The following is a 24,993-nucleotide window of genomic DNA, read 5'->3' on the forward strand; positions in this document are numbered from 1 at the left end:
AACGGGATGGGTGACAGTCGCACCGCGCTGGTCGAGGACCTGATGGAGCGTTTCCCGCACGTGCCGCGGGAGGCCGTCTTCAAGGAGGACCTGCTGCGGGGTGGAGTCGCCTTCGATCAGTCGGCGCTCAGCGACAATGAGGACGGCGACGTCAAGCCGAAGTCGTACTTCATCTTCTCCTTCGACCACGGCACCCTGCCGGAACTGGGCGAGGCCGCGCTGCGCAGGCCGCCCGAGGAGATCATCCTCACCGGGGGCCCCTACGACCTGCGGCGGACCGTGGTGTCCGTACGGGTGAACCCCGCCTCGCCGTACCGGGTCGCCGCCGACGACCAGGGCCTGCTCGGGCTGTACCTCGACGGCAGGCGGATCGCGGACGTCGGCGTGCCGCCCATGCCGGAGTACTACCGGCACACCCTCTCCAACGGGAAGTCCGTGATGGAGGTCGCCCCCACGATCCAGTGGGGCTACCTGATCTATCTGACCGTCTTCCGGGTCTGCCAGTACTTCGGCGCCAAGGAGGAGTGCCAGTACTGCGACATCAACCACAACTGGCGCCAGCACAAGGCGGCCGGGCGGCCGTACACGGGCGTCAAGGACGTCGAGGAGGTGCTGGAGGCGCTCGAGATCATCGACCGCTACGACACCCAGAAGGCGTCCACGGCCTACACCCTCACCGGCGGCGCGATCACCTCCAAGGTGGCCGGCCGTGACGAGGCCGACTTCTACGGGCACTACGCCAAGGCCATCGAGGAGCGCTTCCCGGGCCGCTGGATCGGCAAGGTCGTCGCGCAGGCGCTGCCGAAGGACGACGTACAGCGCTTCAAGGACTACGGCGTCCAGATCTACCACCCCAACTTCGAGGTGTGGGACCGCCGCCTGTTCGAGCTGTACTGCCCCGGCAAGGAGCGGTACGTCGGCCGGGACGAGTGGCATCGGCGCATCCTCGACTCGGCGGAGGTCTTCGGCGCGCGCAACGTGATCCCCAACTTCGTCGCGGGCGTGGAGATGGCCGAACCCTTCGGCTTCACCACGGTCGACGAGGCCATCGCCTCCACCACCGAGGGCCTGCGCTTCTTCATGTCGCACGGCATCACGCCCCGCTTCACCACCTGGTGCCCGGAGCCCACGACCCCGCTCGGCAAGGCGAACCCGCAGGGCGCGCCGCTGGAGTACCACATCCGGCTGCTGGAGGCCTACCGCGCCACCATGGACGACTTCGGCCTCTCCTCGCCCCCCGGCTACGGCCCGCCCGGCCCGGGCCGCGCGGTGTTCTCCGTCAGTTCCTTCATGGACAGTCTCCCGGCGGACGAAGCCGTGGGCGGAAGGGCCGAAGAACCGACACATGCGTAACGATGCGATCACGGGCCCCGCGCGCTGAGTCGCGGCGGGGCCCTGGTCCGTACAACTGCACAGCGCGCAACCACCGGCACGGCATTTGAATACGCCGCTTGTCAGTTGTGTGGGAGCCGTGAAAGGCTCTGGGCCTCTCGTTGAGACGACCCTCAACTCCCTTGCCTCTCGGGTGAGTTGACTTTGCTTGTGGAAGCAGTTGACGCAGGAGCCCCCATGCCCGACCTGCCGACCCCTCAGGACGCCGCCGAGGCCGCACTGTTCTCGGAGTGCTGGGACGCGGTCCTGTCGTACGCCGACCTGTGCACGTCCGGTTCGGCCGTCGGCAGGCAGTTGGCCACCGAGGCCTTCTCCCACGGCATCCAGGAGGTCCGCGCGGGCGAGGCCCGGGGGAAGGCCACCGGGCGCCGCGTGCCACGCCTGCCCCGGATCCCCCTGCTGCTGACCGCGGTGCGCACCACCGCCGCGGCCTGGGAGACGGAGGGCAGGGGACACCACCTCGACCCCGACCTGCGACTGTGGCTCAACTCCGACAACGCCGCCCGCCACACCGGCCCGCCCCTTCGGCGTCCGCTCGCCCTGCGCGGTCTGAAGGACATGCAGGAGCCGGACGCGGCCCTGCTGTGGCTCGCGGAGGTCGAGGCGCTGCCGCTGCCCGACGTGGCCCGCCGGCTCGGCCTGGACCCGGCGTCCGCCGCCGAGGAACTCGCGCAGGTACGGGCCCTGTTCCGGGACCGTTGCCAGCGCAACCACCTCGACACGCCCATGGGTCCCGACTGCCGCAGCTACGCCCGGCTGCTCGACGCGGTCACCCGCTCCTCGGGCGCGGAGACGCCCGAGGACCTCTCCCGGCACCTCGCGACCTGCGTGGAATGCGCGGAGGCGGCGGCCTGCCTCAGGCTGCACGGCGGCGGCACGCCCGCCGCACTCGCGAGCGGGGTGATCGGCTGGGGCGGGCTCGCCTATCTGGAGCGGCGCCGCCGGGCGGCGGAGGCCGGACTGACCGGCGGGCGGGCGGACGCGGGCACGGACCGGGGCATCACCGTGGGGGCCCAGGCGCGGCCCCGGATCGGCCGTACCGGGATCCTCGTCGCCGCCGTGATCGTGTCCGCGCTCGCGCTCACCGTCTCGCTGCTGCAACTGGGCAGCTCGGAGGGGGACGACACCACCGCGGGCAGCGCGGTGACCGGCCAGTCGGTCACCGCGCCGGGGCTGTCCTCGTCGCCCCGCGGCCCGTCCGACGGCAACGGCACGCCCGGCGCCCCCGCCACCTCCCGTCCGGCCGGCTCCCGCAGCGCGACGAGGAGCGGGGACTCCGACACCGAACCGCAGGGCACGTCGACGAGCCCGGTCGACGACGCGTCCACCGCCTCCGGCCCCGACAAGGCCGCCCCGCCGACGTGCCGGGTGAAGTACGAGGTGGTCAACCAGTGGCCGGACGGTTTCCAGGCCACCGTCACGGTGACCTCGACCAGGGCGCTCGCCGACTGGCGCATCGACTGGAGGTTCAAGGACGGCCAGCGCATCACCCAGATGTGGGACGGCACCTACGCCCAGGACGGCCCCGAGGTCACCGTGAAGGCCGCCGACTACAACAAGCAGGTCGCCGCGAACGGCACGTTCGCGGTCGGCTTCCTCTCCTCCTGGCACGGCAGCAACGCGCAGCCGAGTGCCTTCACGGTGAACGGGGCACGCTGCACTACGGTGAGCTGAGCCCGCCGGAAAAAAAAGGTGTTGACCGGCCGCTGAGGCTGCGGGCTGAGGTGGCGGCGACGACGAGTGGAGAAGGAGGTGTTGACCGATGACCGCCCTTGCGATGGGCGCTGCCCGCACTCAGGAGTTCATCAAGTCCACCTTGGTGGTCACCGGCTGACACCTCGCCGCTCGCACCCGAGCGCGCCTGCCGGGAGCGCCTCTCAGCGCACCTTGGACTCCACGAAGGCCGCGAGCCGCCCGAGGGTGTCGAAGGTGTCACCGACGATCTCTTCGATCTCGATCTCGACCCCGAACCGTTTCTGCAATGCGACGATGAGCTTGACAACGGTGAGCGAGTCGAGCTCAGGAAGACTGCCGTAGAGTCCCGTCTCCGGCCCGAGGTCATCGGCCTGGTCCTCGATGTTCAGCGTGACCACCACGACGGCCTTGACGTCCTCGAAAATCGCCTGCGAGATCTCTGGCGAGCGAGTCATATGGCTTCTCCTCATCGGTCGTGCAGACCTCGCGGCCTGCGGCAGGGCGCGGCGCGGTTCCTCGACACGCCGAGTGAGGCCGGTGCGCTCGTAGGTGGGGACCGGGTGGCACCGGCGAGCTCAGCGGGCAACCCGACCGGGAGGCCGCCGATGTGGAGCATGCCGTTGGCGATCGCGAACCGGCTGCTCGTGGGGTGCGCGTAGCGCTTGAGTTCATGCGGGGTCCTGAGGGCGGGAGGCGGTGAGCTCGTGGCGAAGGGATGCCCGGTCGAACTTGCCGTTCGGTGTTCGGGGCAGGTCACCGAGGACCACCACCTCGGCGGGCACCATGTAGCCGGGTAGTTCCTGCCGCAGGCGTGAGGTCACCGCGGCCGGGTCGAACCCGGCGGGATCGCAGGGTGTCACGACGAGGACGATCCGGTGGCCAAGTGCCTCGTCGTCGAGGCCGAGCGCGACGGCATCGTGGACCAGGCCGGTCTCGTACGCCACTTCCTCGATCTCTTGCGGGCTGACCCGATATCCCCGTGTCTTGATCATGTCGTCGCGCCGTCCGACGAAGTACAGGAAGCCCTCCTCGTCGCGGACGACGACATCGCCGGACCAGACCGCCAGCTCGGGCGTGCACAGCTCGACCGGACGGTTCGGCGGCGGCCGGAACCGCTCGGCCGTGCGCTCCGCGTCATTCCAGTAACCCAACGTGACAAGCGGACCTCGGTGCACCAACTCACCCGGCTCTCCCGGACCACACAGGCCGCCGTCCTCCCGGACGACGAGGATCTCGGCGTTCGGGATCGCCTTGCCGATCGAATCGGGCCGCCGGTCGACCTCCCGGGGATCGAGGTAGGTGGAGCGGAACGCCTCTGTGAGGCCGTACATCAGGTAGGGCGTTGCGGTCGGGAAGATCGCCCGCAGTCGTTGCAGGGTGACGCGCGGAAGTCGCCCCCCGGTGTTTGCGAAGTAGCGCACCTCGGCCACGGCCTCGGACGGCCACGTGTGGGCTGCGAGTTCGATCCACAGCGGCGGTATGCCCACCAGCCCGGTGATGCGGTACTTCGCGCACGGCCGGACGACATCCCCCGGCAGCAGGTAGTTGGCGAGCACCACATGGGCGCCGACGCAGAAGCCGGTCGTCAGTTGGCTCAGCCCGGCGTCGAAGCTGAGCGGGAGAACGGCCAGGATTCGGTCCTCTGCCGTGTTGTTCAGGTAAGTGCTGACGCTCTCCGCGCCGACGACGAGGTTGCGGTGCGACAGCACGACGCCCTTCGGGGCCCCGGTGCTCCCCGACGTGTAGAGGATCGCGGCCGCATCCGTGTCGACGCCGCCCGTCGGAGGACACACGGCCTGGCTCGCGCGCTCGGCGACCTTCGACCAGGGGAGCACGCGGTAAGGGGCTTCCTCGTCCTCAACGAGCGAGTCGCCCAGCACGAGGACGTGGGAGAGCGACTTGCAGGCGGCGAGCTCGGCGTGCAGGGTCCGCAGCCGGTCCGTGGAGGTCACCAGTACCCGCACGGCGCAGTCGTCGAGGATGTGCCTCACTTGCCCGGCCCGCAGCATGGGATTCACCGGGACGAACACACCACCGGCCCGCGAGCAGGCGAGCAGCGCCACGACGGTCTCGATCCTCTTGTCGAGGTAGATCGCGACGCGCTCGCCACCGTCGAGGCCCAGGTCGCGCAGGCCGGCGGCCGCGAACTCCGTCCGCTCGTGCAGATCGGTGTAGGAGAGCGTGGTCGTCCGTGCGGTCAGGGCGGGCGCGCCGGAGTTGCGTTGGGCGGACCTCGCAACGAGGTCCGGCAATCGGGTGATCATCTCGGCGGATTCCTTTCTGTCGCCTTCGCCTGGCCGCGAACGGTCGCACGAGGGACGTGGTCATCCGGCGTTCACCTTGACGGTCGGCGAGCAGTCGGCCAGGCGCACCGGGTCGACCATCCCGACCAGGACTTCACGCGGTCCGGTGAAGGGCTCCCTGCTGTGTGCGCTGCGAATGTTGTCGACGAGCATCAGATCGCCGGCCTGCCAGGGCTCCCGCATGGTTTTGGCCTTGTACACCTCGTTGAGCAACTGCACGACGTCCTCGCCTATCTGGTCGCCGCCCCCGAAGCGGGTGGTGAACGGCAGCCCCTCGGCGCCGTAGGTGTCGACCAGGAACTCGTGCACCTCGGGGTCGAGCGTCCACTCGTTGAGGAAGGCGATCTGGTTGAACCAGCAGCGCCGCCCGGTGACCGGGTGCCGCACCACCGCGCTGCGGCGCTGCCAGGTGCACAGCCCTCCATCGGGTTGCCACTCGAACTCGATGGCATTGGCGCGGCAGTAGCTCTCGACCGCGCCACGGTCCTCGGTGCCGAACGCCTCGGCGACCGACGTGCCGATCTCCTCGTTGTAGTTGCGGACAAGCATCCAGCCCTCCCGCTCGAGCCGTTCAACGAGGTCACCGGGCAGCGCGTCGAGCGCGGCCGTCGAGTCGGCCACACCGGTCGCCCCGCCTTCGGTGGGCGCGGACAGGCACGCGAAGAGCATCAGGCCGGGAAACTCGAGCCGGTAGCTCAGTTCGTGGTGCATGCACATCGGCTGGTTCGGCGGCCACTTCGAGGAGGAGTACACGCCCTCTGCGTAGGTCCGCCGGGAGGCGAAGGCCTCTCTCTCGGTCATCGGACCGGTGCGGGCCAGTTGGTGGAAGACGGTGACGGTCTCGGCCGCGTCGCGCAGCCCGAGGCCGCGGACGAGAACCGATCCGTGCTCGGCGACCACCGCGCGCAGCGTCACGCGGTGCTCGGCTGCCCAGCGCACCGCGTCGCCGGCAGGCCTGGTGCGCAGGATCGGCGGTTTGCCGGGTTGCAGGTCCACCTCGAGCAGCGCCGCCTGGGAAGAGGACGACATCTCATTTCTCCTTGATTCCTCGATGTCCACTCGGGAAGGAGCCACCGATTCGGTGACACATGGCACGCCCGGTGCTCTCTCGAGCCTGTCGTCGACCAGCACGGCCGGATCGGCGAGGACGGATGGTGGGTGAGGTCCTCGAGGAAGACTGCGCGGCCGGCGCCACCGAGTGCAGCGGCAGCTCCAGCTCATAGGCCAGCCGGCGCACGCCTGCCGCGAGGGCGCCATCAAGTTTCGGGACGCGCTCGGCGACGCCCGGTGCCGGGTCGAGCGTCCACCGCGGGATCGCGGTCGCGCGGCCCGTGCGCAGGACAGCCCGGCAGAACTCCCGGCCGGTTTCAAGCCGATCGGCCATCGAATCGTCCCTGCGTTCCGCGTTTGCCGAGTGTCAGTCGCCGGGGACGAAAACGGCGGCGCAGTCGTCGAGGCTGATCCTGCGCACCTGAAAGGCCGGCCGACTGCTCGCGCATCTTCTTGGCCGGGTTCCCGCCCCACAGGGCGTGCGGTGGCATTTCCTCGCCCTTCATGAGGAAGGAGCTGGTGGCAAGCACCGCGCCGTCGCCCATGGTCACGCCGTAGTGGACGAATGCGCCGACACCGAGCGTGCAGCCGGCACCGATCACGATGCGGTCCGACTTGAATCCTCCGTCCTCCTGCGAGTGGCACTGAATGATGGTGTCCACATTGAGGGTGCAGTCGTCCCCGATCGCGGTGAACGTCCGCTCGGGCACGCGGAGGCCGTCGTCGAAGACCCGGCGGCCGATCCGCATACCCAGCAGCCGCCAGATGACGTTCTTGAGCGGGGTGCCGTTGAAGAGGAGGACATAGGCGAGGGAACTCACTTTCCAGAAGCGTTCGTGCCGCCAGAAAGCGCGGTCGTAGATCGAGCAGCCCTGCGGCCGCAAGGCCTGCAGCGGCCGGACCAGCCGGTCGACCAGGACGTTGTAGGCGACGGTGCAGACGAAGACCCCGGCGGTGGCCAGTGCAAACGCGAGCGCACCGAGGGAACCCCAGAGGTCAACGGCGGCCAGGTAGAGCACGGTGACGATGAAGATGAAGGTCCAGCGCACCAGCAGGAACAGCGCCATGCTGATGGTGTTGTAGACGTTCTTGGCCCGGAGGCGACGGCGCAGCTCGTCCTTGCTCCCCACGTCGAGCTGCTTGTCACGCTTGACCGACCGCGGGATCACGAAGCTGGGCGCGCCCAGCAGGCCGACGCCTTTCCGCACCTGTCCGTCGACGGGAGCCATGACCTTCGTCGCGAGGAGGCAGTTGTCGCCCGTCTTGCCCTGCGCCGGATAGGCGATCATGTTCCCAAGGAAGTTCTCTGCCCCAATCGACACGCGGGACACCCGGAACGACGTGTTCGAGAGATCGGCATTGATGATGGACAGCCCGTCCGCGACCATCGTTCCGCTGCCGACCGCGCTGAGGAACGGGGTGTCGTGCTTGACCATTTCGCCGAAGTTCGAACCGGTCTGCCGCACCCCGCGAAGGTCGTAGCCCAGCCAACGCAGGTAGTGGACGATGTAGGAGGTGCCACCGAAGAGAGTTATGTGGAACCTGCTGTTGCTCGTTCGGGTGATCGCGCGGTGGATCCAGTAGTGGAATCCGTACAGCGGGTAGACCTTGTCCGGCTTGATGAAGAGGTTCAGCACGCGCGGAACGGTTCCCACGAACACGAGGCCGACGAGCACGGCGCCGAAGAAGAGCACGGCGGATATGACCAGCGCGTCGTCGCGGTAGAACCCCCAGCTCGTGAAGGAGACCGGTCCCGCGGCCGACAGCGTGACGAGCTGCGGGACCTTCGTGAGCGCGAGGACCACGACGACGAACGTCAGCGGCGTACCCACCAGAAGCAGGTTCACCAGCTGCACGGTCGCGAAGACGACCCGTCGTCGGGTGCTGACGTCCATCGTGGGGATCCGCTGGGAGTCGACGTCGGTCGGCTGCGCGGGCGAGCCGTGCCAGCGCTCCCCGTCGGGCGCGGTCTGTCCCGCGTGCAGCGAGGAGGAGTGCCCCAACTGGGCCCCGTCACCCAGCGAGGTCCAGATGTCGAGCACCGTCATCTCGCCGACGAGCGCGTCCTTGCCGAGGCTGACCGCGCCCGTCTGGATGATGCCGTTGTGGGCCCGGTAGCCGTTGAAGAACGAATCCTTCCGGATCACCGCGCCGTCACCGATGCTGAGCAGGTCGGTGCACACGGGCACGTTCCTGGAGAAGATGACGGCGCCGCGCCCGACCTTCGCGCCCAGTGCCCTCAGGTAGAGCACGTAGAGCGGTGAACCGACGAACAGCGCCATCGGGTTCCGCTGGACCAGGGTCTTGACGAGCCAGAAGCGGAAGTACGCCATGCTCCAGACGCGGATCTGCTGGGTCTTCCACCGGCCAATAAGCGCCCACTTGAGCAGGATCGGAAGGGCGCAGAGGCCGAGGAACATCGCGCCGCCGTACGCGACCGCCCGCAGGTAGATGCTGACCGGGTTCGGACCGGCCGAGACCCATGCGTAGCCCTTCACCGCGACGATCGTGGTGAGGGCGGGGTAGCCGAGGAGGAACAGGAGCTGCAACGCCCCGCAGAGGATGTACTCACCATTGCGCGCCCGCCTCGGCGGCTCAATGAGAGCCGCCGGAGTTGTCGGCTGCGAGGCAGGTCTGGTTTTGGTGTCGGTTCTGGCATTGGCGAGGGCGGCTGCGAGGCTTCGTATCGTCGGGTGCTTGTAGACGTCGGGCATCGACACCGGGGGCAGGTCGGTCTGTTTGCGTACCCGGGCGCAGAAACGGGCCATCGTCATCGAGTCGGCACCGAGGTCGTCGAAGAAGTGGCTGTCGACGGATAGGTGCTCGGTGGCCACGATTTCGGCGAGCACCGCGGCGAAGCGTTGCTCGCATGTGGCGGGAGTGGTCGGGTTGGGAGCCGGGTCGGCGGTCAGGTCGTCGTTGGCGAGGGCGGCTGCGAGGCTTCGTATCGTCGGGTGCTTGTAGACGTCGGGCATCGATACCGGGGGCAGGTCGGTCTGTTTGCGTACCCGGGCGCAGAAACGGGCCATCGTCATCGAGTCGGCACCGAGGTCGTCGAAGAAGTGGCTGTCGACGGATAGGTGCTCGGTTGCCACGATTTCGGCGAGCACCGCGGCGAAGCGTTGCTCGCATGTGGCGGGAGTGGTCGGGTTGGGAGCCGGGTCGGCGGTCAGGTCGTCGTTGGCGAGGGCGGCTGCGAGGCTTCGTATCGTCGGGTGCTTGTAGACGTCGGGCATCGATACCGGGGGCAGGTCGGTCTGTTTGCGTACCCGGGCGCAGAAACGGGCCATCGTCATCGAGTCGGCACCGAGGTCGTCGAAGAAGTGGCTGTCGACGGATAGGTGCTCGGTTGCCACGATTTCGGCGAGCACCGCGGCGAAGCGTTGCTCGCATGTGGCGGGAGTGGTCGGGTTGGGAGCCGGGTCGGCGGTCAGGTCGTCGTTGGCGAGGGCGGCTGCGAGGCTTCGTATCGTCGGGTGCTTGTAGACGTCGGGCATCGACACCGGGGGCAGGTCGGTCTGTTTGCGTACCCGGGCGCAGAAGCGGGCCATCGTCATCGAGTCGGCACCGAGGTCGTCGAAGAAGTGGCTGTCGACGGATAGGTGCTCGGTTGCCACGATTTCGGCGAGCACCGCGGCGAAGCGTTGCTCGCATGTGGCGGGAGTGGTCGGACTGTCAGCCGGACCAGCGGTCAAGACGTCGTGAGAGTTCCCCATCGGCTGGGTCCCTTGAGGAAGATCCGAGTGGTCGATGCAGGCGCGCTGAACTACATGAGCGAGATTTACGCACTTGCCTGGACTGCTATGGGAGCTGCGGCCGGAACGCAGCTGAGTGATCGCCCACCTTGACCGTGGCGGTCTTGGCCGGCCCTGCTCAGCGGTCTGATCCGGCCGACTGGATGCACAATATTGCTTACGCGCAACGCCTCCCTCGACCGCAGCGGCAAGGGGCCGGCCGATGGAGCTTCCGTCCCCATCAGCAACCGCCGCTGCCGTTCATCCAGGTGCGCCAAAAGATCACACCGGACTTCGCGGCCAGTCCCGCCTCGATCCCCTGCCCCGTCCCCTCAGTGCAATCCTGGTCTCCTGAAATTGGCCGCGAGAACAGAAAACCAAGGGTCTTTTCTCAGGCTACGACTGTGTGCGCAAGGGGGCGAGCTGACGCTCGCCGAGCAGGAGAGGCGGGAGCCAAGGCCCCGGCAGTCGGGCGGGTTGTCCGGGTTCACGATGATCGGCGGGCGGGGGAGCGGGAACGAAGCAGACACGGCCCCTTATGGATCATGGAGGTGTCGAAGCGTCACGATCTGCAAGCATGCCGTGTCCGTTCCTCCAGCAGCTCCCACGTCCGCTGCCGTGCTGGCAGCGGCCTCGCCTCGGGAGCCACGCCGGGCCCAGGGCGGGGAAGTCGCCGCGCTGCCGGCCGAGTTCGCGCGCATCCCGGACCCCCGTGCCGGGTGCCGACGCCGCTTCCCGCCACGGTCTCTCCTGGCGTGGTCCGTGTGCGCTGACTCCGGCGGGCCACGACTCGCTCACCGCGGCGGCCGAGTGATGCCGGCGTGCCACCGACGCCGAACTCGCCGCCCTCAGGGTCGCCGGCCGGGCCGGCATCGCCACCGCCCGACGCCCGCGCCGACCGGCACCGCGTCCTCGCGCTCTGCGGACTCGCATGATCGCAACCCGCGCATCCAACCTGAACGCCGCGCCCTGGACCAGCACTGCCTGTGACCCTGCCGAAAAACCGGTGGCGCCCGAACGCGGGCACCTCTAGGGTGAAGTCCGCTTCACGTGGTGGCCGTTGGCCGCTGCTGTCGGCCGAGTGAGAAACGGGAGGTGTGACCGATGGCTGTCTCTGTGATGGGCGCTGCCCGCAACCAGAAGTTCGTCCACTCCACCTCCGTGGTCTCCGGCTGATCTTTCCTGCTTCTTCGCGCCTGTGAGTGCGCGCGGCCGGGGCCGCCCTGTGAAGGGTTCCCCTTGAATCTCTCTTCTCTTTCGGTTTCTTCGGCTTCGTCGCACCCTCTGGCCCCGTACGGCTGGGACGGGCGCTGGGAAGCGGAGTTCGCTCCGTATGCCGAGCAGGGCCTCCTGCCCGGCCGTGTCGTACGGGTCGACCGTGGCCAGTGCGACGTTGTCACCCCCGTCGGTACCGTCCGTGCCGACACCGAGTTCGTCGTCCCCCGTGACCCGATGAAGGTCGTGTGCACGGGAGACTGGGTCGCGGTCGACCCTGAAGGCAGCGATCCGCGGTACGTACGGACGTATTTGCCGCGCCGTACCGCCTTCGTCCGCTCCACCTCCTCCAAGCGGTCCGAGGGGCAGATCCTCGCGGCCAACGTCGACCACGCGGTCGTCGCCGTCTCGCTCGCCGCGGAGCTGGACCTCGGCCGCATCGAACGCTTCCTCGCCCTGGCCTGGGAGTCCGGGGCGCAGCCGGTCGTGGTGCTCACCAAGGCCGATGTGGTGCCGGACGCGACGACGCTCTCGTACTTCGTCCAGGACGTGGAGACGACCGCGCCCGGCGTGCCGGTGCTGCCGGTCAGCGCGCGGCAGGGCGAAGGGCTCGACGTGCTGACCGCGATCCTGTCCGGCGGTACGTCCGTGCTGCTGGGGCAGTCCGGCGCGGGCAAGTCCACCCTGGCCAACGCACTCCTCGGCGAGGACGTCATGTACGTCCAGGCCACGCGGGAGGTGGACGAGAAGGGCCGCCATACGACGACCACGCGCAACCTGCTCGCGCTGCCGGGCGGGGGAGTGCTGATCGACACGCCGGGGCTGCGCGGGGTCGGTCTCTGGGACGCCGAGAGCGGGGTCGGGCAGGTCTTCTCCGAGATCGAGGAACTGGCCGAGCGGTGCCGCTTCCACGACTGCGCGCACGCCGCGGAGCCGGGCTGCGCGGTGCTGGCGGCGGTCGAGGCCGGGGAACTGCCGGAGCGGCGCCTGGAGAGCTACCGCAAGCTGCTGCGGGAGAACCAGTGGATCGTGGCGAAGACGGACGCGCGCGTACGGGCGGAGCTGCGGCGGGACTGGAAGAGGAAGGGAGCACAGGGCAGGGCGGCGATGGAGGCCAAGCGGGGGCACTGGTCGTCCTAGCCGCGGCAATCGTTCCTCCCCCAGAGCCTTGACGGCCTGGGGGAGGAACGACGCCCCGCAGGTGACCGGCCGTCAGGCCGACGGGCCCCAGCGGTGCGCCGAGCACACCGAGGTCACTCGCCGGTGTGCCGGCTCAGCTCCGGGCCACCCAGCCCCGCTCGTACGCCTGCCAGCCCAGTTGCAGACGGGTCGTCACCCCGGTCAGTTCCATCAGCCGTTTCACCCGGCGCTGTACCGTCCTCAGGCCCAGGTCGAGCTGTTTGGCGACGCTCGCGTCGGTCAGGCCCGCCAGCAGCAGGGACAGCACCTCCAGATCGATGCCGTCGGGGCCGTCCGGGCCCTGCTCGGTGACGCCGGACGCGCCGAGCCTGAGCGGCAGCGCGTCGCGCCACACCGACTCGAACAGCCCGGACAGCAGCTCCAGCAGCCCGCTGGCATGGACGACGAGCGCGGCCGGCTCCGAGGTGTGAGAGGTGAGCGGCACCATGGCCAGCGACCGGTCGGCGACCACCAGCTTGGTCGGCACCGTCTCGACGACCCGCACCTGTTCGTCACGGCCGAGCGCGGCGGTCAGCTCGGTGATGCCGTCGGGCCGGTCGAGCACCGCCCGCTCCACCACCACCCGGTAGCGGACCCCGCGTCCGGCCGCCTGCTCCTCCGCGTCGTTCTCCGTGCCGGTCACGGCGACCGGGCTGCCGGTGACCAGGGCGCACACCTCCTCGCTCGCGCCGAGCTGGAGCTGCAGGAACCGCTGGGTGACCGCGGACGCGCCGATCACCACCTCGACCAGGTCGTGCACCGCGGGCTCGGAGGCCGCCGCCCGGTACTCCTCGGCCAGCAGCGCGGCAGTGAGTTCGGCCCGCTCCAGCTCGTGCCGCTGCTGGGCGAGCAGCGCGCCCAGCGCCACGCCGGGCGGTGCCGCGACCCAGCGGCCGGGCCGCCCCGACGACTGGGCGGCGAGTCCCCGCCGTTCCAGTCCGCGCAGGGCGCGCTCGGTGTCCTGCTCACCGAGCATCAGCCGCCGCGCCAGATCGGGCACGTCCGCGGCGCCCACGGACACCAGTGCCCGGTACGCGGACTCGTGCGTCTCGTCCAGGCCTATCGCTGCCAGCATCAACCGTCCGTCCCTCCCCGACGACAAGTCCGGCGGCGCGTGCCGTGGCGGGAAACGGCCACGGCGCAAACCCGCCCGCCGACATCATCGCGGCAGCCCCCGCCCCTCTGCCAAGGTGACGTCGGTGCAGCCCACAAGACGTGACGGGGCTCCGGAGGCGTGCCGGCCCGTCACCGTGGTGCCGCCGGGCGGTTCCCCTGTGGGGGGTGGGATCGTCCGGCGGCGCCCTTCGGCCCCGGCCGGTTCGTATCACCGTTCGAGGCGTCGTCCGACACGCCGAGCACGGGACGGCCGCCCGGCCGGAATTTCCTGATGCCCCGTTTTCAACCGCCCCCGGCGGTGGACAATCGGGGACATGAGCCAGCAGGGGGACAGGTTTAGCGGCCACCAGGACGACTGGTGGGGGCAGTTGTACGACGACTCCACCGGGGACACGGGACCGGCTCCCGCGTCCGACACCCTCGACGACCGCTTCGCCTCCGCCGCGGGGACGGTGGGGCAGGATGCGGCGCGGGAGAACGGCCCCCGGGAGAAGAACGCCTCCCGCCCCAGCGCCCGGCCCGAGGCCCGCACACCGTGGGAGCCCCCGTCCGCCCTGTCACCGGACCCGGTGGCCTTCCCGCCCACCCCGAAGCCACCGGCCGACCCTCCAGGGCCACCGGCCGTCCCCTCCAAGCCGGCGGCCGACACCCCGAAGCAACCGGCCGTCCCCCCGCAGCCCGCACCCGGCCCCACCGCGCCGGAATCGCCATCCCCTGACGCGCCGTCGGGCATGCCATCCCCTGACGTGCCGTCGGACCCGCCATCCCCTGACGTGCCGTCGGACACGCCGCCCCCTGACGCGCCGTCCGGCACGCCGCCTCCGCCGCCCCTCCCGTGCACCCCGCCCCCGGTGGACTACATCGGCTCCGGCCCGCCCACCTACGATCCGGAGCCCACCGCCCTCCCGCCGGCCGACCCCGACCATCTCGCCGACCTCGTCCCCGACACCGCGTTGGACGGGGCCCGGTTCGGGTCCTGCACCCTGCGGGCGGTCTCCGCGCGCGGGGACTCCGCCCGCTTCCGGGGCGAGCCGCGACGCGACTGCCTGCTCAGCGCCCGCTTCGGCACGGGTGACCAGGCGCTCGTGCTGGTCGCCATGGCCACCGGCCGACGCGGCACTCCCGGTGCCCACCGTGCCGCCGCCGAGGCGTGTCACTGGATCGGCCGTGCCGTCGGGCGCAGTCACCTCCGCCTCGGCGAGGACATCCGGTCCGCCCGGCGCGGCGAGCTGAAGTCCGGCCTGCAACGGCTCACCGACCGAAGCCTCGGCAAGCTCCGGGCCGGCGCCGCCGCCCAGGGCGCCGACCCGGAGGAGTACACCGCCGACCTGCGCTGTCTGCTGCTGCCCGCCGACCCCGACTGCCGTATCCGCGTCTTCTTCGGTGTCGGCGCCGGCGGACTGTTCCGGCTGCGGGACGGCGAGTGGCAGGACATCGAGCCGCGCGCCGCGGACACCGCCGACACCGCCGGCGAGCCGGTGGTCGGCTTCGGCTCCCTGCCCTCCGAGACCCCCGAGGGCGACCGGCTCACCATGGACCTCGGCATCACCACACCCCCGAGCCCGTACGAACCGGCCCTCGAGCCGCCCCGTTCACCCTTTCTGTTCCGTGCCTCCGTCGCCCGGCCGGGGGACACGCTCCTGCTGTGCTCCGCCGGCCTCGCCGACCCGCTGCGCGACGAACCGGAACTCGCCGAACACCTCACGGCCCGCTGGTCCACGGGCGAGGTGCCGGGTCTGACGGCCTTCCTCGCCGACACGCTGGTGAGGGTGAAGGGCTACGCCGATGACCGTACGGCGGCCGCCGTCTGGGAGGCGTGATCGCTGTCCGTGTGGATACATGGATCCAGGGACAGCGAAGGGGTGCGTGGATACATGGCCAAGCAGAACGTCGCCGACCAGTTCGTCGACATCCTCGTGCGGGCGGGGGTCAAGCGCCTGTACGGGGTGGTCGGCGACAGCCTCAACCCGATCGTGGACGCCGTGCGCCGCAACTCCGCGATCGACTGGGTGCACGTACGGCACGAGGAGACCGCCGCCTTCGCGGCCGGCGCCGAAGCCCAGATATCCGGCGGGCTGACCGCCTGCGCCGGCTCCTGCGGGCCCGGCAACCTCCACCTCATCAACGGCCTGTACGACGCCCACCGTTCGATGGCCCCGGTGCTCGCCCTCGCCTCGCACATACCCTCCAGCGAGATCGGCCTCGGGTACTTCCAGGAGACCCATCCCGACCAGCTGTTCCGCGAGTGCTCCCACTACAGCGAGCTGATATCCAACCCCCAGCAGATGCCCCGGCTGCTGCAGACGGCCATCCAGCACGCGATCGGCCGCAGCGGCGTGAGCGTCGTCTCGCTCCCCGGCGACATCGCCGCCCAGCCCGCCCCCGACCGGTCCGCCGAGACCGCCCTCGTCACCTCCCGGCCCAGCGTCCGCCCGGGTGACGCCGAGATCGACCGGCTCGTGGCGATGATCGACGAGGCGGAGAAGGTCACCCTCTTCTGCGGCAGCGGCACCCGGGGTGCGCACGCCGAGGTGATGGAGTTCGCCGGGAAGATCAAGTGCCCGGTGGGGCACGCCCTGCGCGGCAAGGAGTGGATCCAGTACGACAACCCGTACGACATCGGCATGAGCGGCCTGCTCGGCTACGGCGCCGCCTACGAGGCCACCCACGAGTGCGACCTGCTGATCCTGCTGGGCACCGACTTCCCGTACAACGCCTTCCTGCCGAAGGACGTGAAGATCGCCCAGATCGACGTCCGTCCGGAGAACCTGGGCCGCCGCTCCAAGCTGGATCTGGCGGTGTGGGGCGATGTCAAGGAGACCCTGCGCTGTCTCATCCCGCGCGTGCGGACCAAGGAGAACCGGCGCTTCCTCGACAAGATGCTCAAGAAGCACGCCGACGCGCTGGAAGGCGTCGTCAAGGCGTACACGCGCAAGGTCGACAAGCACGTTCCGATCCACCCGGAGTACGTGGCCTCCGTCCTGGACGAAGTGGCCGATGACGACGCGGTGTTCACGATCGACACCGGGATGTGCAATGTGTGGGGCGCCCGCTACATCTCGCCCAACGGCCGCCGCCGCATCATCGGTTCGTTCTCCCACGGCTCGATGGCGAACGCGCTGCCCATGGCGATCGGGGCCCAGTTCACCGACCCGCGCCGGCAGGTGGTGTCGATGTCCGGTGACGGCGGGTTCTCCATGCTGATGGGCGACTTCCTCACCCTGGTGCAGTACGACCTGCCCGTGAAGGTGGTCGTGTTCAACAACTCCTCGCTCGGCATGGTGGAGTTGGAGATGATGGTCTCCGGACTGCCCTCGTACGGCACCGCCACCAAGAACCCCGACTTCGCGGCCGTGGCACGCGCGTGCGGCGCGTACGGCATACGGGTGGAGAAGCCCAAGCAGCTCGCCGGCGCCCTGAAGGACGCCTTCAGGCACAAGGGTCCGGCGCTGGTCGATGTCGTCACCGACCCGCACGCCCTGTCCATCCCGCCGAAGATCAGCGCGGAAATGGTGACGGGCTTCGCCCTGTCCGCCTCGAAGATCGTGCTGGAGGGCGGTGTCGGCCGCATGGTGCAGATGGCGCGCTCCAACCTTCGCAACGTGCCGCGGCCCTGACGCGGCGCGCCTCGCTGTGCGAGGCTCCAAGACCGGAACCCCGGCCCGATTCCGGCGGGCCGGGGTTCTCGTTGTGTGTCATGCGGACGGTTTCGTCAGTCGCGGTCGCCGCGGTCGCCCTTCTCGTGGTCCTCGTGGTGGTGACGGATCACGCGGAAGCTGCCCACGACGCCGTGCTTGACCTTCACACCGCCCCTGACGTGACGGGGGTGCACCCCGTCGCTCTGGCTCCAGGGGCCGACGACGGCGATCGGAGCGCCGTTGTCGCAGGTGGCGCCGGAGAAGACCTCGACGGTCTTCCTGCTGTCGTTGCGGATGTTGAGGCTCTTGGAGCCGAGGCCGCTCACGATCGTGACGCAGCCGTCCGGGATGGCCGGGTACTCACGCTCGTTGATGCGGACCTTGCCGAAGTACTCGTGGTGGTAACCGCGGTCGCGGTCCTCGTCCTCGCCTCGGTCGTGGTCCCCGTGCTCCTCACGGCCCTCGTTGCCCTTGCTGTTGTTGTTGTCGCCGTTGCCGCCCTGCGGGAGGGCGGGGGCGGCAGCAGGGGCGGGGGCCGCGGCGACCGGAGCAGCGGGAGCCGCCTGGACCGGCTCGGAAGCCGCGTTGGCGTAGGTGATGCCGGTGGCCGCGAGGGCCGCGGCAGCCGCGATCGCGGCGGTTACAACGGTGGAACGCGTTGCCATTTGTTTCTCCTGTCTGAGAGACGTCGGCTGAAAGCCGATGCGTGATTGAACGTACATACCGTGACGTTCTCTGTCATATCCGACATACCGACAATATGAATAATAATTCGTTTGGAGTAACGCCGGCTGATGTGGCGTCACCGATGAACAGCTCCGTGTCCGGAAGTCGAGGAGAAACGCCGTCACCATGACTGCCGGTCCGTCGGCGGGGCATGCATGTCCGTGGAGGTGTTCGAGCAGAGGGGAACCGGCATCCACCTACGGGGCGGGGGTCATGAAGAGGCGAGCACGAGGGGGCGGTCCCGTGGTGATCGGGGCCTCCTCGGCGAAGACGACGGAGGAAGCGACCGACACGCCGACGGACCGGTCGGCGGCCCCCCAGCTCAGGCGCCGGCTGGGGCGGGCGGACCTACGGGCGGTGCCCGAAGCGCGCAGGGCGCTCAGGGAGTTGCTGCGGCACTGGGGAAGGCCGGGATGCTCCGAGATAGCCGAGCTGCTCACGAGTGAGCTGGTGACCAACGCGCTCATCCACACCGACCGCGACGCGGTCCTCACCGCGACCGTCTCATCGCGCGGACTCCATGTGGAGGTAAGGGACTTCGCGGGACGCAGGCCGAGGCTGCACGCGCCGAGCGACGACGACGGTACGCACGGCAGGGGACTGATCCTGGTCCAGTCACTGGCGGACGCGTGGGGCGTGCGGGCGCACGGTGTGGGAAAGGCGGTCTGGTTCGACCTCGGTGCGGACGCCGCCTGAGGCGGGTGCCGCAGATGCGTGCCGGGGGAGCTGCCGACAACGGGAAGGGGGCGCGGCATCGTGCCGCGCCCCCTTCCCGGGATGGTGTCCGGTCTCAGCCGAACTGCTGTTCAAGGTCCTTGAGTTTGCGCTCCAGGGAGTCGAGCCGCGGCAGCGCCATGGTGTCGTCCTCGGCGGTGAGGTCGACGGTGATCGGGTCAGCGGCGGAGTTCCGGACGGGCTGGAGCGACGGGCGGGTACGCGAGGGCAGTTCCCCCGCGGGTATGGCAGGCTCCGAGGAGACCGGTGCGGGGGCCCGCTCGACGGTCTGCACCTCGACCTGACGTCCGCCGTTGCCGCCGGTCAGCGCGCGGTGGCCGCGGCTGAGCGCCTTCAACTGCACCCGCTCGGCCCGCTGCTGCTCGCGGCGCCGCGCCTTGTTCAGCTGCTTCTGGCGCCGGTCCTCGCGCACTTCCTCCACGGCCTCGTCCAGGCTGCGCACACCCTCGAGGAGCATCAGCGACCAGGCCTTGTACGTCTCGATGGGCGCCCGCAGCCAGCGGACGATGCGGATCTGCGGCAGCGGGCGCGGCACCAGGCCCTGCTCGCGCAGTGCGGCGCGGCGGGTCTGCTTCAGTGCGCGGTCGAAGAGCACCGCGGCGGACAGCGACATGCCGGCGAAGAACTGCGGGGCGCCCGCGTGGTCGATGCCCCTGGGGGCGTGCACCCAGTTGAACCAGGCGGACGCCGCCGCGAACGTCCACACCAGGATCCGGGAGCCGAGCGCCGCGTCGCCGTGGCTGGCCTCACGGACGGCGAGCACGGAGCAGAACATGGCGGCACCGTCCAGACCGAACGGGACCAGGTACTCCCAGCCGTCGGTCAGGCCGAGGTTCTGCTGGCCGAAGCCGACCAGGCCGTGGAAGGAGAGTGCCGCGGCGACGGCCGCACAGCAGAAGAGGAGCACGTAGGAGGCCGTGGCGTAGATGGTCTCCTTGCGCCTGCGACGCTCCTCGGCGCGCTCCCACGAGTCGTCCGCGCTCGCGTTCTCCCCGGAGGAGCGCTTGCCACGCGCGAGCACCGCCACCGCCACCAGCATGCCCAGGAGCAGTACGGCGCCCGGAAGCAGCCAGTTCAGCGATATGTCGGTCAGTCTCATCTGGGGTCCCTTGCATTGGGATAGGGCGTAACGCCCGCCATAGTGGCCCAATCCCGCCGCCCCTCAGGGGGTTTCGGGGCAAGAGGCCGCCAAGGATGTGCAAGGGAATGCCCAGGACGGCGTTCTGCTCGAACTGCCGCTTGAGGGGCGGGAGTTGAGTTCGAACAAGACTACCCGTACGGGTGGTTCCACGGAAAGTTCCTGCGATGGGTGAGGAACTTGTGAAACGCGTGTGGGTCGCGCGGGGCCTCATTCGTGGCTGGATCTTACGGTATCGGAGCCGTAGTTGGTCGCCGGGGTCCCCTGAAGCTCGCCCAAGTGGCCGTGTTGCTGGTCGGTTTGGTGGCGCGGTCGGCTTGACGGGCGTGCGGCGCCCTTGGGGACCTGGTGGCAGGGATGTCCGGCCGCCACCGGGACCGCCTCACCCGTGCCGAGTCCGGTGGCCGCCGGCCGCGGAGCGCCTCGCCGGACCGGATGTACGAAGGTAAGGCTCTCCTTATCGGAGGTGGTCTGTGGGGGAACCGGAGCGTAAGGTGCCTAACGTGCTTTACGAGCGGTAAACAACCGTCGTGAAACCAATCACAGAGGGCAGGACGCCGAAAGACCCGAGGAGGAGCCCGTGGAGCAGGCCGGTTCCCGCCGCGCGGAGGGCTCTACCGAGATGAGGGCCGCGGCACCCCGTACGCAGGCCGCACGGGTGCCGCACCAGCTGCGGCCGGGGGACGAGGCCCGCGAGCGGGCCGCCGCGGCGGGCGCAACGCGCGGTGAGCACACCCACAGCGAGTCGCCGATCCCGCATCCGCGCGTACGGGAGGACATGGCCGCCGGGTGCCCCGTGGAGGACGGGCGTCCCGTCGTCCAGCGGGCCTCCGTCCGCGGGCAGATACTCGACGCCCTGCGCGCCGCGCTGGTGAGGGGCGAGCTCGCGCCCGGTGAGGTCTACTCGGGGCCTGCGCTCGCCGAACGGTTCGGGGTGTCCGCCACACCGGTGCGCGAGGCGATGCAGCAGCTGGCCCTGGAGGGCGCGGTCGAGGTCGTGCCCAACCGAGGGTTCCGTGTCGTGGTGCGCGGCACCCGGGAACTGACCGAACTCGCCGAGATCCGGGCCCTGATCGAGGTCCCGGTGATGCTGCGGCTCGCCCGCGCGGTCCCCGCCGAGCGCTGGGCGGAGCTGCGCCCGCTGGCCGAGGCCACCGTCCGCGCCGCGTCCTCCGGGTGCCGGGCGACCTACGCCGAGTCGGACCGCGCCTTCCATCGCGCGGTCCTCGCCCTCGCCGGCAACGAGCAACTCCTGCGGATCGCCGACGACCTGCACCGCCGCGCCCAGTGGCCCCTGGTAGAAGCCCCCTCCTTCCGCGGTCGCGCCGAACTGCTCGCCGACGCCGCCGAGCACACGGCCCTGCTCGACGCGCTGGCCGCCCGGGACCTGGCAGTGGTGCAGTCACTCGTACGGGAGCACTTCACGGGGTCCTGCTGACGGGGGCCTCCCCGGGGTCGCAGGATGAGGGAACCGCTCCGGCGTTCCCTCGCGTGTCGGCCGGAGAGGGTGCGACCGTCCCACGGGGGTGACCGATGGTGATGTTCGAAACAGGGCAGCGGGCTCGGCGGCGGATTCGCCGGGACCGGCCGGACGGGCGGACACGGCGGGCGGGCCGGGACGGCCTCGGCGGGCGGGCGGCGTTCGTCGTCCCCGCCGCCGTCGCCGTCCTGCTCACCGCGGTCGTCCTCCTGGCCCGCGACCCCGCGTTCCACGACGCCCTGTGGACATTCGTCCGGAGCCTGTGAGCGGCTGGGCTCAGTCCCCGTGACCGGTGGCGGTCTTCGAGAAGGCGTCGTGCCAGGCCGCCTTCGCACCGGAGTCGCCTATGCGGTACACGTCGACCACCGCGCCGACGGCCACGACCAGGGACAGCACGGCCGCCGCCACCCGGACGACCGCGCCGCCGCGAGGCCCGTCCGTGTTGCTCTGCGGCGCCGGCGTCCGGCGGGCCGTCCACCACACGGCCGTAGCCAGCAGGAACAGGCCCAGGGCCCACGGCAGCAGACCGTCCCCGAGCTCGGCGTGCTTGCGCACCAGAGGGTCGCTGTCGACGTGCCGCTCCAGCCACTCACCCGCGTGGGAGGTCAGCGGAACGGTCACCAGCGTGACGAAGGCGAGCACGGGCAGTACCAGCCCAAGCCGCCGCGCGGCCTTCGGCCACACGGCGCTGACGACGAGCGCCAGTGCACACAGCGGGACCAGGACGACGACGAAGTGGACGAACAGCACATGCGCGGGCAAGCCGTTGACGAGGGTCATCGGGGTGCTCCTCAAGGGGGGCGGCCAAGGGATCGGCGCGCCAGCCTGGCACAACAATTTCTCAGCTTCTTCTGAAGGCGAGACGGTGCAAACCCCGACAAACCCCTACGATGCGGTCGGTTTCATCGGCGCCAACTGCCGCGCCAGCCATGTCGGTACGCCCCCCAGCAGCCGGAACAGCCGCCCCGCCTCCGCGCGCAGCCGGGACGCCTCCGGTTCGGTCTCCGCGTCCGCGAGCGACGCCAGCGCCGGTGCCGTACCGACGAGGTACCCGAGCTCCTCGCGGATCCGCAGCGACTCGGCGAAGCCGTGCCGCGCCTCCGCCACCTCGCCGTCCCGCAGGGCGAGCCCCGCCAGGTGCCGCCAGGTGAAGGAGAGCAGCAGCGCGTCGCCGTGCGCGGCGGCGCCCGCGTGCGCGCGCCGGTAGGCCGCACGGGCCGCCTGCGGGGCGTCGGCGAGGTTCTGGGCCACCAGGCCGCGCCGGAAGTCCAGCAGGGCCCTCCCCGGCGTCCCCGGAGGGATCAGCGCCGCCGTCCGGCCGAGCGCGGCCCGCGCCTCGTCGGCCCGGTCCCGGACCCCGAGCAGGGTGGCGGCGTACGCCAAGTACCCGCGTTCACAAGCGGCCGCGCCCCGCTCCTCGTCGCTGTGGGCCTGAGCCTCAGCCGTGCGCAGCGCGTCCTCGGCCTCCTCCCAGCCCTTCTCCGTGTACAGGCAGCGCTCGACCAGCAGCGCGGCCCGCTGGAGGGACGCCTCGGCCGTCACAGGCTGGAGGAGGGCCGCCGCGTCGGCCCAGCAGGCGCGCGAGCGCAGCCGCCATACCGCGGTCTGGAGTGGATCGTCAGCTGCGGTCGTTCCGGTACCAGACATGGCGGTATGCGCCACGTTGCCCTCCCGAGCACGCCATCGAGCTTTAGGTGGTGGCGGCATTCCAGCACCAACCGCGGCACGGGGCCAAGAGGCTGGGTGAAGGATTTCACAAAGTCGTGGGACACCGGCGGTCGTTGCGGCCACCGGTGCACCACCGCCCTGACCTCAACTCATGCGCAACGCGAGGAAGAAATCGAGCTTGTCCTCCAGGCGTGAGAGGTCCCGGCTCGTCAACTGCTCAATACGCCCCACCCGGTATCGCAGCGTGTTGACGTGCAGGTGGAGCCGGGTCGCGCAACGGGTCCAGGAGCCGTCGCACTCGAGGAACGCCTCCAGGGTCGGAATCAGCTCGGCGCGGTGCCGGCGGTCGTAGTCGCGCAGCGGATCCAGCAGACGGGCCGTGAAGGCGCGGCGCACGTCGTCCGGGACGAACGGCAGCAGCAGCACGTGCGAGGCCAGCTCCTGGTGGCCGGCCGCGCACACCCGGCCCGGGCGGGCGGCGGCGACCCGGCGGGCGTGCCGCGCCTCCTCCAGGGCGCCGCGCAGCCCTTCCGCCGAGTGCACCGCGGCGCTGACGCCCAGGGTGAGCCGGCCGTCGTCGGCGAGGCCCGCGGACAGCGGGTCCCGTACGGCCTGAAGCAGGGCGTCAGCGAGGACGCCCTGCTCGGAACCGTCCTGCTCGGAGGACACGGACGGAAGCGGCACGAGCGCGATCGCCTCGTCCCCGGTGTGGGCCACCGCGATGCGGTCGGAGTGCTCCGGGCCGGTGGACCCGAGGTACCCCTTGTTCGAAGAGCCGGGGAGAGCGTCGACGAGGATCTCCTCCAGCAACGCCTGGGCGACCGGCCCGCTCTCGACCTCCCCGCCGTCCCACTCGACCCGGGCCACCACCACCTGCCAGTGCGGCGCCGACCCGAGCCCCGGCAGCAGCACGGGCGCGGCGACCCGCAGCCGGGCCGCGATCTCGGCGGGCGCGGCCCCCGCCTGCACCAGCTCAAGGACCTCCTGCGCGAGCCGCCGCCGCACGGTGCGCGCCGCGTCGCGCCGGTCCCGTTCGACCGCGATCAGCTGGGTGACGCCGTGCAGCAGGTCGAGGCGCTCCTCGGCCCAGTCCCCGGCGTCCGCCTCGACCGCGAGCAGCCAGTCGGACAGCACCGTCTCGCGCACGTCCCGGGAGGCGCCGCCGCTCCCGCTGCTGCCGCGGATCGGGAAGAGGGAGTACGTCGTCGCGCCGAGCGTCACCCGGTGCGGTCCCCGGCGCCCGGTGCGCGTCGCCGCCAGATGCTCGGCCGCCAGCCTGGCGCACACGTCGGCGGCGAGACCCGGCGTCGGCCCGGCGATGGTCAGGCCGGTGGGGGAGAGCACCCAGGCCCGCAGGTCCAGGTCGGAGTGGAGCAGGTCCAGGACGACGTCCGGGCCGCCACCCGCCGGGCCGGGCGTCATCATCCGCCGGTGCCGGTCCACCACGGCCGCCAGGTCCCCGGCCCGCTCGCCGGAGACCTGCCGTACGACGTGCTCGGTGATCGTGGCGAACGCCACCGACTCATGGACGGCGAACAGCGGCAGCCGGTGCCGCGCGCAGGCCACGACGAGGTCGTCCGGGACGTCGCCCAGCTCCGCCTCGCCCGCGGCGAGCGCGGCCACGCCGGCGCTCGTCAGGATCCGCACGAAGGGCTCGGAGTCGGCGGCATCGTGCCGCCAGGCCAGGCCCGTGAGGACCAGTTCACCGCCGGAGAGGTACCGGCTTGGGTCCTTAAGGTCCGTGGTCATCACACCGCGCACGGTGCGGTCGAGCTCGTCCTCGCCGCCGAGCAGCCGCAGCCCCAGCGCGTCGGTGTTCAGCAGTGCGCGCAGCCGCATGTGTCGTTGCCGCCGTTCTTGTCCGGAAATCCATGGTCGGTCGGCCAGGGCGTTGGCCTGGGCTTTTCGGAAGCCGTGCTCACGG

At 70.6% G+C, this 24,993-nt stretch carries 18 protein-coding genes; 8 read left to right on the forward strand and 10 right to left on the reverse strand.

All coding sequences use genetic code 11. The features are described from left to right. The first annotated feature begins 6 nt into the window (after positions 1-6). Both N8I84_RS31035 and N8I84_RS31040 read left to right on the forward strand, forming a co-directional pair. Positions 7-1,353 carry a radical SAM protein gene (locus tag N8I84_RS31035; protein WP_263232718.1) on the forward strand — a complete coding sequence of 449 codons (1,347 nt, stop codon included), beginning with the start codon at positions 7-9 and terminating at the stop codon, positions 1,351-1,353. Between the two features lie 216 nt (positions 1,354-1,569). After that, entirely contained in the window at positions 1,570-3,066 is a 1,497-nt protein-coding gene (locus tag N8I84_RS31040; protein ID WP_263232719.1) for a cellulose-binding domain-containing protein, read from the forward strand. A 203-nt stretch (positions 3,067-3,269) separates the two neighbouring features. Here N8I84_RS31040 and N8I84_RS31045 read toward each other — a convergent pair whose 3' ends face one another. The 4 genes from N8I84_RS31045 to N8I84_RS31060 all read right to left on the reverse strand — a co-directional run bounded on the left by N8I84_RS31045 (position 3,270) and on the right by N8I84_RS31060 (position 10,072). Beyond that, positions 3,270-3,542, reverse strand: coding sequence for an acyl carrier protein (locus N8I84_RS31045; protein WP_263232720.1), 273 nt, complete (start codon positions 3,540-3,542; stop codon positions 3,270-3,272). 213 nt (positions 3,543-3,755) lie between these two features. Then, positions 3,756-5,351: an acyl-CoA ligase (AMP-forming), exosortase A system-associated gene (locus tag N8I84_RS31050; RefSeq protein ID WP_263232721.1), complete on the reverse strand. Its 1,596-nt coding sequence runs from the start codon at positions 5,349-5,351 to the stop codon at positions 3,756-3,758. A 60-nt stretch (positions 5,352-5,411) separates the two neighbouring features. Beyond that, the gene (locus N8I84_RS31055; RefSeq protein WP_263232722.1) at positions 5,412-6,419 is read right to left on the reverse strand and encodes a TauD/TfdA family dioxygenase; all 1,008 of its coding nucleotides are present in this window, start codon (positions 6,417-6,419) and stop codon (positions 5,412-5,414) included. 338 nt (positions 6,420-6,757) lie between these two features. Next, a complete protein-coding gene (locus N8I84_RS31060; RefSeq protein WP_263232723.1) occupies positions 6,758-10,072 on the reverse strand; it encodes a Pls/PosA family non-ribosomal peptide synthetase in 3,315 nt (1,104 codons plus the stop codon). Positions 10,073-11,413: 1,341 nt separating this feature from the next. Here N8I84_RS31060 and rsgA point away from each other — a divergent pair. Beyond that, entirely contained in the window at positions 11,414-12,529 is a 1,116-nt protein-coding gene (rsgA, locus tag N8I84_RS31065) for a ribosome small subunit-dependent GTPase A (RefSeq protein ID WP_263232724.1), read from the forward strand. 133 nt (positions 12,530-12,662) lie between these two features. On the opposite strand, the gene N8I84_RS31070 is transcribed toward rsgA, so the two are convergent. Then, positions 12,663-13,643 carry a helix-turn-helix transcriptional regulator gene (locus tag N8I84_RS31070; protein ID WP_263232725.1) on the reverse strand — a complete coding sequence of 327 codons (981 nt, stop codon included), beginning with the start codon at positions 13,641-13,643 and terminating at the stop codon, positions 12,663-12,665. Positions 13,644-13,998: 355 nt separating this feature from the next. On the opposite strand from N8I84_RS31070, the gene N8I84_RS31075 reads away from it, so the two are divergent. Together N8I84_RS31075 and N8I84_RS31080 are read left to right on the forward strand one after the other, a co-directional pair. Continuing rightward, positions 13,999-15,504, forward strand: a complete 1,506-nt coding sequence (locus tag N8I84_RS31075) for a protein phosphatase 2C domain-containing protein (protein WP_263232726.1) — start codon at positions 13,999-14,001, stop codon at positions 15,502-15,504. A gap of 54 nt (positions 15,505-15,558) precedes the next feature. Continuing rightward, complete coding sequence (locus N8I84_RS31080; protein WP_263232727.1) at positions 15,559-17,301, forward strand: pyruvate dehydrogenase; 1,743 nt, start codon at positions 15,559-15,561, stop codon at positions 17,299-17,301. 95 nt (positions 17,302-17,396) lie between these two features. Here the strand turns inward: N8I84_RS31080 and N8I84_RS31085 are convergent, their stop codons facing one another. Continuing rightward, positions 17,397-17,987 carry a hypothetical protein gene (locus N8I84_RS31085; RefSeq protein WP_263232728.1) on the reverse strand — a complete coding sequence of 197 codons (591 nt, stop codon included), beginning with the start codon at positions 17,985-17,987 and terminating at the stop codon, positions 17,397-17,399. Between the two features lie 304 nt (positions 17,988-18,291). On the opposite strand from N8I84_RS31085, the gene N8I84_RS31090 reads away from it, so the two are divergent. After that, the gene (locus N8I84_RS31090) at positions 18,292-18,744 is read left to right on the forward strand and encodes an ATP-binding protein (protein WP_263232729.1); all 453 of its coding nucleotides are present in this window, start codon (positions 18,292-18,294) and stop codon (positions 18,742-18,744) included. A gap of 94 nt (positions 18,745-18,838) precedes the next feature. On the opposite strand, the gene N8I84_RS31095 is transcribed toward N8I84_RS31090, so the two are convergent. Further along, the gene (locus N8I84_RS31095) at positions 18,839-19,882 is read right to left on the reverse strand and encodes a DUF2637 domain-containing protein (RefSeq protein WP_263232730.1); all 1,044 of its coding nucleotides are present in this window, start codon (positions 19,880-19,882) and stop codon (positions 18,839-18,841) included. A gap of 661 nt (positions 19,883-20,543) precedes the next feature. On the opposite strand from N8I84_RS31095, the gene N8I84_RS31100 reads away from it, so the two are divergent. Both N8I84_RS31100 and N8I84_RS31105 read left to right on the forward strand, forming a co-directional pair. Beyond that, a complete protein-coding gene (locus N8I84_RS31100; protein WP_390899065.1) occupies positions 20,544-21,359 on the forward strand; it encodes a GntR family transcriptional regulator in 816 nt (271 codons plus the stop codon). A 95-nt stretch (positions 21,360-21,454) separates the two neighbouring features. Continuing rightward, positions 21,455-21,667, forward strand: coding sequence for a hypothetical protein (locus tag N8I84_RS31105; RefSeq protein WP_263232732.1), 213 nt, complete (start codon positions 21,455-21,457; stop codon positions 21,665-21,667). A 10-nt stretch (positions 21,668-21,677) separates the two neighbouring features. Here N8I84_RS31105 and N8I84_RS31110 read toward each other — a convergent pair whose 3' ends face one another. From N8I84_RS31110 to N8I84_RS31120, 3 genes are all read right to left on the reverse strand, one after another. Continuing rightward, positions 21,678-22,181: a DUF2231 domain-containing protein gene (locus N8I84_RS31110; protein WP_263232733.1), complete on the reverse strand. Its 504-nt coding sequence runs from the start codon at positions 22,179-22,181 to the stop codon at positions 21,678-21,680. A gap of 105 nt (positions 22,182-22,286) precedes the next feature. Further along, complete coding sequence (locus tag N8I84_RS31115) at positions 22,287-23,063, reverse strand: hypothetical protein (RefSeq protein ID WP_263232734.1); 777 nt, start codon at positions 23,061-23,063, stop codon at positions 22,287-22,289. Positions 23,064-23,213: 150 nt separating this feature from the next. Continuing rightward, on the reverse strand, positions 23,214-24,908 hold the full coding sequence (locus N8I84_RS31120; RefSeq protein WP_263232735.1) for a PucR family transcriptional regulator: 1,695 nt from the start codon (positions 24,906-24,908) through the stop codon (positions 23,214-23,216). Positions 24,909-24,993 lie beyond the last annotated feature (85 nt).

The organism is Streptomyces cynarae (assembly GCF_025642135.1).
Taxonomy (GTDB): domain Bacteria; phylum Actinomycetota; class Actinomycetes; order Streptomycetales; family Streptomycetaceae; genus Streptomyces; species Streptomyces cynarae.